Annotated in this window: 11 protein-coding genes; 5 read left to right on the top strand and 6 right to left on the bottom strand. The window is 57.4% G+C overall.

From position 1 onward, the window contains the following. Positions 1-31: 31 nt before the first annotated feature. The 4 genes from PuT2_RS01210 to trxB all read right to left on the bottom strand — a co-directional run bounded on the left by PuT2_RS01210 (position 32) and on the right by trxB (position 4,559). Positions 32-586, bottom strand: coding sequence for a DUF934 domain-containing protein (locus tag PuT2_RS01210; protein WP_093969203.1), 555 nt, complete (start codon positions 584-586; stop codon positions 32-34). Next, entirely contained in the window at positions 579-2,318 is a 1,740-nt protein-coding gene (locus PuT2_RS01205; RefSeq protein ID WP_093969202.1) for a nitrite/sulfite reductase, read from the bottom strand. Before PuT2_RS01205 ends, PuT2_RS01210 begins: the two co-directional genes overlap by 8 nt. 479 nt (positions 2,319-2,797) lie before the next feature. Further along, positions 2,798-3,610: a Smr/MutS family protein gene (locus tag PuT2_RS01200; protein ID WP_093969201.1), complete on the bottom strand. Its 813-nt coding sequence runs from the start codon at positions 3,608-3,610 to the stop codon at positions 2,798-2,800. Beyond that, positions 3,600-4,559 carry a thioredoxin-disulfide reductase gene (gene trxB, locus PuT2_RS01195; RefSeq protein WP_093969200.1) on the bottom strand — a complete coding sequence of 320 codons (960 nt, stop codon included), beginning with the start codon at positions 4,557-4,559 and terminating at the stop codon, positions 3,600-3,602. Before trxB ends, PuT2_RS01200 begins: the two co-directional genes overlap by 11 nt. A 45-nt stretch (positions 4,560-4,604) precedes the next feature. Here trxB and PuT2_RS01190 point away from each other — a divergent pair, with 45 nt between their 5' ends. The 4 genes from PuT2_RS01190 to serS all read left to right on the top strand — a co-directional run bounded on the left by PuT2_RS01190 (position 4,605) and on the right by serS (position 10,430). Beyond that, entirely contained in the window at positions 4,605-6,959 is a 2,355-nt protein-coding gene (locus tag PuT2_RS01190; protein WP_093969199.1) for a DNA translocase FtsK, read from the top strand. Further along, complete coding sequence (gene lolA / locus PuT2_RS01185; protein ID WP_093969198.1) at positions 6,949-7,584, top strand: outer membrane lipoprotein chaperone LolA; 636 nt, start codon at positions 6,949-6,951, stop codon at positions 7,582-7,584. Before PuT2_RS01190 ends, lolA begins: the two co-directional genes overlap by 11 nt. Next, entirely contained in the window at positions 7,581-9,014 is a 1,434-nt protein-coding gene (locus PuT2_RS01180; RefSeq protein ID WP_093969197.1) for a replication-associated recombination protein A, read from the top strand. The genes lolA and PuT2_RS01180 overlap by 4 nt, the downstream gene beginning before the upstream one ends. A 75-nt stretch (positions 9,015-9,089) precedes the next feature. Beyond that, positions 9,090-10,430: a serine--tRNA ligase gene (gene serS / locus PuT2_RS01175; protein WP_093969196.1), complete on the top strand. Its 1,341-nt coding sequence runs from the start codon at positions 9,090-9,092 to the stop codon at positions 10,428-10,430. A gap of 68 nt (positions 10,431-10,498) precedes the next feature. On the opposite strand, the gene PuT2_RS01170 is transcribed toward serS, so the two are convergent. Further along, positions 10,499-10,828, bottom strand: coding sequence for a hypothetical protein (locus PuT2_RS01170; protein WP_093969195.1), 330 nt, complete (start codon positions 10,826-10,828; stop codon positions 10,499-10,501). A gap of 148 nt (positions 10,829-10,976) precedes the next feature. Beyond that, a complete protein-coding gene (locus PuT2_RS01165; RefSeq protein ID WP_093969194.1) occupies positions 10,977-11,348 on the bottom strand; it encodes a hypothetical protein in 372 nt (123 codons plus the stop codon). Positions 11,349-11,573: 225 nt separating this feature from the next. On the opposite strand from PuT2_RS01165, the gene PuT2_RS01160 reads away from it, so the two are divergent. Continuing rightward, on the top strand, positions 11,574-11,924 hold the full coding sequence (locus PuT2_RS01160; protein WP_093969193.1) for a c-type cytochrome: 351 nt from the start codon (positions 11,574-11,576) through the stop codon (positions 11,922-11,924). Positions 11,925-11,928: the final 4 nt, after the last annotated feature.

Below are 11,928 nucleotides of genomic sequence, written 5' to 3'. Positions count from 1 at the left end.
AATCCTTGAATTCTAAAATAATTTCACGCGTTCAGATACCTAGGGGATACACCGTCTGGTAAGCAGCGGTGAAGGTGTGCAAGGCCTGTTGGGCGGCAGGCGTATCGTGGCCTGGCTTGAGCAGATAGCTGTCAAAACCGCAGCGGCGCAGGTAAAACACGGTGTCAATCAAGACGTCGCCCGATGCGCGCAGTTCACCGGTCCAGTGGTGCCGGGTCCGTAGCAGTTGGGCCAGGGTAAAGCCTCGGCCGTCGGTGTACACCGGAAACTCGATGGTGATCCAGGCGGGGGCTATGGTTGTGTTCAGCCCCCCTAGCGCCGCTGGGTCGGTATCGCTGGTCAGCACCAGACCGGGAATATGCCTGCGGTTCGCCCAGTCTGCCTGGTGAGTCAGCCAGTCGTTCAGTCCGACCTGCCAGTGAGGTGCGTCAGGAGGCAGGGCGGGCGCGGCGTCAGGCGCTGTTGACGAGGTATGCTCTGGCGGCACGGTCGAGCCATGACCTGTTTCCCAGGTGATGGGTTTCGGGATGCGCCGTGTATCGCCGCTCGCCGTCAGAAGTGTCTGGGGGTCTTGGGTATCAGGCATGTGCGTCTTCTTCGTTACGTGTGTGCTGGATTTTGCCGGTCACAATATTGGGGTCGCTGTACACCGCGGTTTTGAAAGGTTCGGGCCCAACCCGGTCGATGACGTCGATGAAGCGCTCGGTGTCGTCGTCGCGCAGGCCAAGATAGGTTTGTATCAGCCGCTCGATGACGTCCGGAATCTGTTCGCGGCTGAACGACGGCCCTATGATGCGGCCGATTTCAGCGCCTGTATCGCCGACTTGTTCAGTGCGTGCGGCACTTTGGCGGCCGCCCAGCGTGACCTGGTACCACTCCTGGCCCGCCTTGTCGACGCCCAGAATGCCAATATGTCCAACGTGGTGATGCCCGCAGGCGTTTATGCAGCCCGAAATATTCAGGTCCAGTTCGCCAATGTCGTGCAGGTAATCCAGGTCGTCGAATCGAGCCTGGATGGCGGCGGCTACCGGAATGGATACGGCATTGGCCAGCGCGCAGAAGTCCCCGCCTGGGCATGAAATGATGTTGGTGAGCAGGCCGATGTTGGGCGTGGCCAGGCCCAGTGCGTTCAGCGCATGCCAAAGTGCGGGCAGGTCTTGACGGGGTACGGCGGGCAGTAACAGGTTTTGTTCGTGAGTCACCCGTAATTGGCCCTGACTGTATTGTTCGGCCAGTGTGGCTATGCTGTCCATTTGGTCGGCCGTGATGTCTCCAGGGGGCGAACCCGTGGGTTTAAGCGATACGGATACAGCGGCATACCCGGCAACCTTGTGGGCGTGGGTATTGGTGCGCAGCCAGCGTGCAAAGGCCGGGTTGTTGGCCTTCAGTTCGGTAACCTGGCTGTCATGGCCGGCTTCGAAGGCTTGGTAGACCGGCCAATTGAAGCGTGAGGCAATTTGGTCAACGTGGGCTTGAGTCAGCGTGTCCGGGCCGTTTTTCAGGGCTTGCCAGTGCTCGTCTACCGCCTTTGCAAAGCCTTCGGGGGTCATGTCCCGAACCAGAATCTTGATGCGTGCCTTGTATTTGTTGTCACGGCGCCCATGCAGGTTATACACCCGCAAAATGGCACTTAAGTATGTCAGTAGATGGGGCCAGGGAACAAACGGGCTGATTTGTTTGCCCACGATGGGTGTGCGCCCCAGCCCGCCACCCGCCCAAACCTGGAACCCGGTTTCGCCGTTCTGGGTAACCGCCTGCAGCCCGATATCGTTGACGGCAATGGCGGCGCGGTCGGTAGTGGCGCCGCTGACGGCGATTTTGAATTTACGTGGCAAAAATGCAAATTCGGGGTGAAATGTCGACCATTGCCGGATGATTTCGCACCACACCAGCGGGTTGACGATTTCGTCGGGCGCAACGCCGGCGAGGTGGTCGCTGGTGGTATTGCGGATGCAGTTGCCGCTGGTTTGTATCGCATGCAGCTGCACGGTTGCCAGCTCGCCCAATATGGCCGGGACATCTTCAAGGCGGGGCCAGTTGAACTGCATGTTCTGGCGGGTGCTGAAGTGACCGTATCCGCGGTCGTAGCGCCGTGCAATGTCAGCCAATTTGCGCAGTTGGTCGGCGCGCAACAGGCCGTATGGGATGGCGACACGCAGCATGGGCGCGTGGCGTTGTATGTAAAGACCGTTTTGCAGACGCAGGGTGCGGAACTCGTCTTCGGTGAGCTCACCGGCGAGGAAACGTTGCGTTTGGCCTTCAAATTGGGCCACGCGTTCATTTACCAGTTGCTGGTCTGTTTCGTTGTAGGTGTACATCGGATCATCCTTCCAGGGTATGCGCAGAATTCTATAGAGTTGTGTGTTTCTCGTTGCTATATGCAAGGTGCTGCAAGTCATAAGGGACAGGGTCAATACCCTGTTGCCCGCTTTTGGTATGATGATCGCGACCCGGCCTGGGGCAGCGCGCGCAACCTTGGTGAATGCATTTCGCCCCGTTGTGTTTCTGCAGCGCACAATATAGGTGCAATCCCTAAGTGTTTATTGTTAACAATTGGTGCACAATTCAATACATGCAGGTGAGGAGACAAAGCCCTGCATGGGCAAACCGATACAATCGGAAATAACTATACTTGCCACTCATGGCAAGAAGCGGTACCCATAAAAATCAAAAAATGTAAAAAGGCCAGCGTTTAGCGCTGGCCTTTTTGCGTTTTCTTTCTGGTGCGGCTTACATAGGGGTGTCGTGGGCGACGAGGGGCGGTCTATGCCGGTGCGTCGGGTATTTGGCTTGGCCTTTAATTTGCCGACGCTGCTTTTAGCAAAACCTGCACCGCACCGCTGCCGCCGTTGTTTTCGGGGCACTCGGTGTAGGCCTGTACGGCGTCAAACTGGGTAAGCCAGCGCCGAACCACCTCTTTAAGTACTGGGGCGCCATCGCGCGACCCATACCCTTTGCCGTGTACAACCTGCACGCAACGCACATTGTGTGTAATGCACGATTGAATGAACTGGTCGAGCCGGTCGCGAGCTTGTTCCAGCGTGGCGCCGTGCAGGTCGATGCTGGCCACAATGGCCCATTTCCCGCGTTTCAGGTTTTTAAGAACATCGGGCCCGACGCCATGGCGCAGGTAGTCGCTGTCGCCGCGTTCGGCATGTGGCAATGCCGGGGCGAAAACATCGGATACTTTTGGGGTAGGGCGCTCAAAGTCTTGCCCTTGGGCGGCAGCACGACGGTCTTTAAGTATGGTTTTGGCTGCTTTGGGCACAGGCGGCAAAATGGCCCGCCCGGTGTTTTTGATGGGCTGGACGAAGCGCATAGTTTGCCGGAACAACGCAACATCTTGCTCTGGCACGGCTTCGGTGCCGGCCGGCCAGGGCGCTGCGTTGCGCGCTCCTTGCCTGGCCAGGTGCGCAGCGGGGCTTGCGCTAGCAGGCGAGACTGATTGATTGGAGGCTGTGGCAGACGACAGCCCGCCAGAACCCAGGGGTTTGCCCCGGGTTCCTTTTTTCAGATTCTTGTTAGGCCTTGCCGCAGGTTTGGGCGCGGTGGCGGCTTCGGCCTGCTGGCGTAGCTTTTTAAGATCGGCCAGCCCGGGTTTATTGGCCACCGTTCTCGAGCCAGCGTTGGGCGTCGAGCGCGGCCATGCAGCCGGTGCCTGCGCTGGTAATGGCTTGGCGATAAACGTGGTCTTGCACGTCGCCCGCCGCAAAAACGCCGGGTACAGACGTCTGGGTAGCCATACCGCTCAAGCCGCTCTGGGTCACGATGTAGCCGTTTTCCATTTTAAGTTGGCCTTCGAAGATGCCGGTATTGGGCTTGTGGCCAATCGCAATAAAGGCGCCCGTGACGGCCAGGTCTTCGGTTTGGCCGGTTTGATTGTTCAGAATCCGTACCCCGGTGACCCCGGAATCATCGCCCAGCACTTCTTGCAGTTCGTAGAACAGTTTCAGTCGCATATTGCCGTTATTGACCTTGTCCATCATTTTGTCGATAAGGATGGGCTCGGCGCGGAATTTGTCGCGGCGGTGAATGACGGTAACCGTGTTGCAAATATTCGACAGGTAAAGGGCTTCTTCGACAGCGGTGTTGCCACCGCCAACTACGACAACGTCTTGTTTTTTATAGAAAAAGCCGTCGCAAGTGGCGCAGCCCGAGACGCCTCGGCCCATAAACGCTTGTTCTGAGGGTAAGCCCAGGTATTGGGCTGATGCGCCAGTGGCAATGATCAGGGCGTCGCAGGTGTAGACCTCGCCCGAGTCGCCATTGAGTGTAAAGGGGCGTTTCGATAGATCGACACTGGAAATGTGGTCGTAAACGAATTCGGTATCGAATCGTGCGGCATGCTCTTGAAAGCGCTGCATCAGGTCTGGGCCTTGCACGCCTTGGGCATCGGCTGGCCAGTTGTCGACGTCAGTAGTGGTCATCAGCTGCCCGCCTTGCTCCAGGCCGGTAATCAGGACAGGGTTCAGGTTGGCGCGCGCGGCGTAAACCGCAGCCGTGTAGCCGGCCGGGCCGGAACCAAGAATCATTACTTTGGCGTGTTTTGCAGTCGTCATCGCATCAATATCCGAAATTAGTGTGTAGCCAATTATAATGAGTCCATGGCTCGAATACCTGCAGCATCTCCCCGTTCGTCGCGCAACGTGCGCAATGGTCCCTCGGCATTGCAAACCCGTCTTTCGGGCTTGCTGCGCGAGGCTCGTTGGATCGCGTTCGCCGCGCTGGCCGCCTGGCTTGGGTTGGTGCTGGCCACCTGGTCGCCTTCCGATCCCGCCTGGTCGCATTCCATGCAGTCAACGGTCACGCTTAACAAAGGCGGTACGGTAGGGGCCTATGTGGCCGACTTGCTGCTTTTTCTGTTCGGCTATTCGGCCTGGTTATGGGTGGTGTTGCTGGTTCAGCGCGTCGGGGTTGGTTTTTACCGGCTTACCGGCCAACTGCCTCCTGAAGAAAAGCTCGATGTCCTTCCTCGTTTGCGCTGGGAAGCTGGCGTTGGTTATGCGCTGATGTTTGTGGGGGTTATGGGCACCGAAGCCATGCAGTTGGTCGAAACGGGTTCGCATTTGCCCGCTGGGGCGGGTGGCGAACTGGGTAAATTATTGGCTAAGGCCTTGGGTTACACCTTGGGCACCACGGGGTGCACCTTGTTGTTGCTGGTGTTCATTGCCGTAGGATCCAGTCTGTTTTTCCGGTTTTCGTGGTTGCAGGTAGCCGAACGCATCGGGCTCTGCATCGAGCGGTTTGCGTTGTACCTGTGGCAACTTAAGTTAGCGCGCGAAGATCGCAAAGTGGGTCAAGTCAAAAAGGCCGAGCGTAAAGAGGTCGTCGAAGCCAAACAAGAACAGCTGGTTCACGAGCAGCCGGTACGCATTGAACCGGCGATCGTCAGCGTGCCCAAATCTATTCGCGCCGAAAAAGAAAAACAAAAAACCTTGTTCGCGGCGCCAGTGACTACAGATACCTCGGGCTTGCTGCCGGAAATCGGGCTGCTCGACGCGGTGACCGAACTACCCGAATCGGTGTCGCCCGAAACCATCGAATTCACCTCCAGGCTCATCGAAAAAAAATTGTCTGATTTCGGCGTGAATGTCACTGTCGTGGCGGCGCAGGCCGGTCCGGTAATTACACGCTACGAAATCGAGCCGGCCACAGGGGTTAAGGGCAGTCAAATTGTCAATCTAGCCAAAGACCTGGCCCGGGCGCTTAGTCTGGTCAGCATACGCGTGGTTGAAACCATCCCGGGTAAAAACTTGATGGGGCTTGAGCTGCCCAACCCGCGTCGCCAAATGGTCAAGCTCTCCGAAATCATCGGGTCGCAAACCTACCATGCGGCACCGTCGGTGCTGACCATCGCGCTGGGTAAAGACATTGCTGGTAATCCGGTTGTGGCCGATCTGGCCAAAATGCCCCACCTGCTGGTGGCGGGTACCACGGGCTCGGGTAAGTCGGTGGGCATTAACGCCATGATCTTGTCGTTGCTGTACAAGGCCGATGCTTCCCAAACCCGTCTGATTCTTATCGACCCCAAAATGCTCGAAATGAGCATTTACGAAGGTATTCCGCATTTGCTGGCGCCGGTGGTCACCGATATGCGGCATGCCGCCAACGCGCTTAATTGGTGCGTGGGCGAAATGGAAAAGCGCTATCGCCTGATGAGTAAGCTTGGCGTACGGAACTTGGCCGGCTACAACGCCAAAATCCGCGATGCTGCAAAACGCGACGAAACTATCCCCAATCCGTTCTCGTTAACACCCGACGAACCCGAGCCGCTATCGACCTTGCCCATGATTGTGGTTGTCATCGACGAGCTGGCCGACCTGATGATGGTGGTGGGTAAAAAAATTGAAGAACTCATCGCCCGCCTGGCGCAAAAAGCGCGTGCCGCAGGTATTCATTTGGTGTTGGCCACGCAGCGGCCCAGCGTCGACGTCATTACCGGCTTGATCAAGGCCAATATCCCAACGCGTATCGCGTTCCAGGTATCGTCCAAAATCGATTCGCGCACCATTCTTGATCAGATGGGCGCCGAAACGTTGTTGGGGCAGGGCGACATGCTGTATATGCCGCCGGGCACTGGGCTGCCAGTGCGCGTGCACGGTGCCTTTGTCAGCGACGACGAAGTGCACCGGGTGGTCGACAAACTCAAAGAGCAGGGTGAACCAAATTACGTCGACGGGGTCTTAGAAGGAGCCCCTGAAGGCGAGACCGGCGACGGGCTTGGATCGGTTACAGGCTTTGCCGATGCCGAGTCCGACCCGCTTTACGATCAAGCCGTTCAGGTCATTCTCAAAAATAAACGGGCGTCAATTTCGTCGGTACAACGGCACCTGCGCATTGGCTATAACCGGGCGGCGCGCTTGCTCGAGCAAATGGAGCAAGCTGGCTTGGTGTCGGCCATGCAATCCAACGGTAACCGCGAAATTCTTGTTCCGGGGGATTCTGCCAATGCAGATTAATCAAAAAATTGCGGCTTTTTTTGCAGCTGCTTTGCTGGCCACTGCGCCGCTCGCCAGTTGGGCGGCGTCGGCCGAAGCGCAATTGCGCCACTTTATTGGAAACGTACAGTCGGCCACCGGTCAGTTCCAGCAACAAACCATCACGCCGCAGGGGCAGGGTAAGCCATCGCAAACCGGCGACTTTTCCTTTCAGCGCCCGGGCAAGTTTCGTTGGGACGTCAAAAAGCCCTACGAGCAACTCATTGTGTCGGACGGGCGCCATGTATTGCAGTACGACCCCGACCTGGCGCAAGTGACCCAGCGTAGCGTCGATCAATCCATTGGCGCGTCGCCCGCTGCCATTTTGTTTGGCTCCGGTTCGCTCGACGAATCCTTCACGCTCGAAGCCTTGCCCGAGCGCGATGGCCTGGCCTGGCTAAGGGCAACGCCCAAAGGTGCCGATGCCGGTTTCAAATATGTCGATATGGCGTTTGCCGACAACCTGCCTGCGCGCCTCGAATTGCTCGATGCCTTTGGCCAAACGACCGTCATTGACTTGGGCAAGGTATCGGTTAACCCCAGTTTGCCGGCCGGTAGTTTTCAGTTCAAGGCCCCCGCCGGCGTCGATGTCGTCAAGCTTCAATGACGCCTCCCGACCTTTTTTCCGGCTCGGCCGGTGCGGCTTATGTGCCGTTGGCCGAACGGTTGCGCCCACGGCGCCTCGACGACGTGATCGGGCAGGCGCATTTGCTCGGGTCGGGCAAGCCCTTGCGTGTGGCGTTTCAATCGGGTCGCCCGCATTCCATGATTTTCTGGGGTCCGCCGGGGGTAGGTAAAACCACGCTGGCCCGTTTAATGGCCGACGGATTCGACGCCCAGTTCCTGGCTATTTCTGCCGTTCTGGGCGGCGTCAAAGACATTCGCGATGCCGTCGTTACCGCTCAGGTGGCTCAAGGCCAGGGGCGTCGCACTATATTGTTTGTCGATGAAGTGCATCGTTTTAACAAAGCGCAGCAAGACGCTTTTTTGCCTTATGTTGAAAGCGGCTTGTTTACGTTTATCGGGGCCACCACTGAAAACCCTTCATTTGAAGTGAATTCGGCGCTGCTGTCGCGGGCCCGGGTATACGTCCTCGAACCCTTGTCAGCGGCCGATTTGCAAGGCTTGATAGGCAAGGCGCTGGCGACAATTAACGCCGATCTGGTTGCCGATTTTCCAGCCTCGTCGGCGTCTTCTATGCGCCTGGGCTCCGAATCGGGTAAAAATGATGCCGCGGACTTAGCGGGTCTTGCCGACGATGCTCCCGCTGTGCAAATCTCCATTACCGAAGACGCCGCTGCCCAACTGGCGGCGTGGGCTGACGGCGATGCCCGGCGGCTGATCAATGCGCTCGAGGTGGTGGCCGAGTCGGCCTTGGGTGCGGGCCGCAGCCAAATCGATGCCGAATGGCTTGAAACCTCACTGTCGCAAAATCTTCGCCGTTTCGATAAAGGGGGCGATGCTTTTTACGATCAGATCAGTGCATTGCATAAAGCCGTTCGTGGTTCGGACCCCGATGCTGCCTTGTACTGGTTTGCGCGTATGCTCGACGGTGGGGCCGACCCAAAATATTTGGCACGCCGCATGATCCGTATGGCGGTAGAGGACATTGGCTTAGCCGACCCGCGCGCAACCGAACTGGCCTTGAACGGCGCCGATATCTACGAGCGCCTCGGTTCGCCTGAGGGTGAGCTGGCCTTGGCGCAAGCGCTGGTTTACATGGCTTGCGCGGCCAAATCAAACGCGGTTTACAAGGCTTATAAGGCTGCGCGGCAGTACGCGCAGCAGCATGGTTCGGCACCAGTCCCTGTGCACTTGCGTAACGCACCTACCCGTCTCATGAAACAGCTTGGGCATGGCGAAGCGTATCGGTACGCACACGACGAGCCGCATGGGTACGCCGCAGGCGAACGTTATTTTCCCGACGGTTTGGGGGCGGGCTTTTATCAGCCGACAGACCGCGGGCTAGAGGGTAAAATCACCGAAAAGCTGGCGTTTTTGCGTGATCTCGACCGTCGGCATCGCGGTAAAAAATAGCCGGTGCGGTCTTGGCAGTGTCTGGTACGGCCCACGCGCTATCGGCTTCCTTTCAATTATTTTATTTGGCTCAATATGTTAGACCCCAATCAGTTGCGTAAAGATTTGCCCAGTGTGGTCGCGGCGCTCGCCCGGCGTGGCGTGTCCTTCGATACCGAACGTTTCGCCCAGCTCGAGTCCCGTCGCAAGGCCGTGCAGGTCGAAACCGAAACCCTTCAGGCGCGTCGTAACGCGGTATCCAAACTGATTGGCCAGTTAAAGTCCAAGGGCGAAGATGCCTCTAAAGAAATGGCCGAATCCCAGGCCATCCCCGAGCAGCTTAAAGCGCTCGAGCAAGACTTGTCGGCTATCCAGGCCGAACTCAACGAATGGCTCATGACCATTCCTAATTTGCCGCATGACAGCGTGCCCGAAGGTAAGTCGTCCGACGACAACGTCGAGGTACGCCGCTGGGTGCCGGGCCCGACCGATGCCAATGGCAATCCGGCCCCCTTGCCTTTCGAGGTCAAAGACCACGTCACGCTAGCCGAGCGTTTCGGCCTTGACTTCGAGTCGGCACGCAAGCTGGCCGGTTCGCGCTTCATGATGCTGCGCGGGGCCGCGGCACGTTTGCATCGTGGGTTAGCCCAGTTCATGCTCGACCTTCAAACCGAGTCGCACGGCTACACCGAGTGCTACACCCCCTATATCGTCAACAGCTCAACCCTGTACGGTACGGGTCAGTTGCCCAAATTCAAAGACGACATGTTCTGGGTGACCAAGGGAGGGCAAGACAAAGAGCCCCAACTCGACGAACAGGGTAACCCGGTCGAGCGCGAAGACCTTTATCTTATTTCGACGTCTGAAATTACATTGGCTGGTTCGATGCGCGACACCATCACGCCGGCGGCCGAGCTGCCCATCAAACTGACGGCACACACACCATGTTTCCGTTCTGAGGCGGGTAGCGGCGGGCGCGACGTGCGTGGCGTAATTCGTCAGCACCAGTTCGACAAAGTCGAGTTGGTGCAGGTGGTGCATCCCGATGCCTCGTATCAGGCCCTCGAAGACATGGTCACGCACGCCGAAGCTGTGTTGCAAAAGCTGGGCATCCCGTACCGTGTGATGTTGTTGTGTGGCGGCGATATGGGCTTTGGCGCGGCTAAAACCTACGACCTCGAAGTCTGGTTGCCGGCCCAAAATACGTGGCGCGAAATTTCATCAGTTTCAAACTGCGAGGCCTTCCAGGCACGTCGTTTGCAAGCGCGTTATCGCCCCGAAAAAGGCAAGCCCGAATATCTGCATACATTGAATGGTTCGGGTCTGGCGGTGGGCCGGGCGCTGGTGGCCCTCATCGAAAACTATCAGCAAGCAGACGGTACGGTTATTGTGCCCGAGGCCTTGCGGCCTTATATGGGCGGTATCGAACGTCTGTAATGTAAAAAGCCCGGCGTGTTGCACAACGACGCCGGGCGATCACAGTCGAAAAAACAATTTAGTTCTTTTTAATCGCGGTGCCCGCGGTGTTTATGATGGCGCTTACCCCTGTGGTCGCGCCATTTTTTATGCGGATGGTAGTCGTGCCTTTTGTAGTAGCGGGGGTAGTCGTTGTAAACGACGCCGCCGGGCACCACCACAACCTGGGGCTGGCCCACGGTCACACTCCAGCCATTGGGTTCGTAATGCCGGTGATGGTGTCCATAGCGCGGCGGGTGCGGGGTGCTGTAAACAATGCCCGGCACGCCCACGGCAATGTCAATATCGACGTCGGCCAACGCGGGCTGTGCGCCGGCAAAACCCAGTGCCGCCAGGCCCGTCATGATCAGTCGCTTCATTCTTCACCTCTTGTTCAGCTTCAATGAGCCTATTTTGGCAATAAACCCGGCCAAAAGGTGTAAGTGCAATCAACTGAAGTGCTTCTAATCACAACGGCGCTGCTGCCGTTGTTACAACCTGGCAGCAAGGTGGCTGCATGACGGCGGGCTAATGCAGTACCGGGGGTTGGTGGTTTTGCTTGCCGCCCAACCCGGGGGCTCTGGCTGTCGCCTTGCCGACGTTGTCTTCGGCGTCGGTATCGGCATCCGGCGATGCCCAGGCCATCAAGCCCAGTATCAGGGCGATCCAGAACAACAAAGATAGCGTAACCGCCAGTAACCCGTTCAGGCTGCCATAGCCCATGGCTTCGGAGGCGTGAATACCTAAAGCGTTGGATACATAAGGGATATGGCCAAGACCTTCGACCAGCAGGTTACCCGGAAGACGGTAGAGATCGCGGATCAGCTCCCAGATTTCCCAGAAACTGTAGCGGCCGTCGGCATTGATATCAACAACCAGATTGAGCGATTTGATGTTCATGGCAGCTCCTTAAAACCGACCATGCAAGACCCGCGTGCACTAGGCCGGAGTCGAAAAACAGAACATAAATACGGCGTCCTGTATGGTCATCTTATGCTTCGGCGCGACGCAAATCAACTATATTTCTTCTGGTTATAAATAGGTCTCGATTAATTAGTTCTCGTGCCGGATGAAATTCGCTAGCATGCCTCAATTCTTTCAAGTTTCTGAACAAACGGAAAAATTATGAAAACTTTGATCAAGCAACTGTCTACCGGCGTTGTATCGGCTGTTGGGCTGCTAGTCCTGGGCTTGTCTGCACCTGCTCAGGCTCAGTCCACCTTTGATGTCACGGTACTGGCGGCGGCTTGTGCCAACTGTCATGGCACCGATGGGCGGTCGCCGGGAGGCATGCCGTCTTTGGCGGGCCGCCCCGAAGCCGTGCTCAAGGCCCAGTTAATGGCCTATAAGTCTGACACGCCGCCGGCGGGTACGACGGTCATGAACCGTTTGGCTAAGGGCTATTCCGACGACGAGCTTGCTGCCCTGGCGAAGCATTTTTCGCAAATCAAGCCTCAAGCTACCAATAAGAACTAAAGGG

The sequence above is a fragment of the Pusillimonas sp. T2 genome (assembly GCF_002236805.1).
GTDB lineage: Bacteria > Pseudomonadota > Gammaproteobacteria > Burkholderiales > Burkholderiaceae_B > Neopusillimonas.
Note: the sequence above shows the minus strand (reverse complement) of the source record. Positions and strands in the feature narration are given on the sequence as shown.

Coding starts and splice junctions, on each gene's coding strand:
- lolA (WP_093969198.1), top strand. CDS start 6,949: ATGCAGATTAATCAAAAAATTGCGGCTTTTTTTGCAGCTGCTTTGCTG.
- serS (WP_093969196.1), top strand. CDS start 9,090: ATGTTAGACCCCAATCAGTTGCGTAAAGATTTGCCCAGTGTGGTCGCG.
- PuT2_RS01205 (WP_093969202.1), bottom strand. CDS start 2,318: ATGTACACCTACAACGAAACAGACCAGCAACTGGTAAATGAACGCGTG.
- trxB (WP_093969200.1), bottom strand. CDS start 4,559: ATGACGACTGCAAAACACGCCAAAGTAATGATTCTTGGTTCCGGCCCG.
- PuT2_RS01160 (WP_093969193.1), top strand. CDS start 11,574: ATGAAAACTTTGATCAAGCAACTGTCTACCGGCGTTGTATCGGCTGTT.
- PuT2_RS01180 (WP_093969197.1), top strand. CDS start 7,581: ATGACGCCTCCCGACCTTTTTTCCGGCTCGGCCGGTGCGGCTTATGTG.
- PuT2_RS01170 (WP_093969195.1), bottom strand. CDS start 10,828: ATGAAGCGACTGATCATGACGGGCCTGGCGGCACTGGGTTTTGCCGGC.
- PuT2_RS01190 (WP_093969199.1), top strand. CDS start 4,605: ATGGCTCGAATACCTGCAGCATCTCCCCGTTCGTCGCGCAACGTGCGC.
- PuT2_RS01165 (WP_093969194.1), bottom strand. CDS start 11,348: ATGAACATCAAATCGCTCAATCTGGTTGTTGATATCAATGCCGACGGC.
- PuT2_RS01210 (WP_093969203.1), bottom strand. CDS start 586: ATGCCTGATACCCAAGACCCCCAGACACTTCTGACGGCGAGCGGCGAT.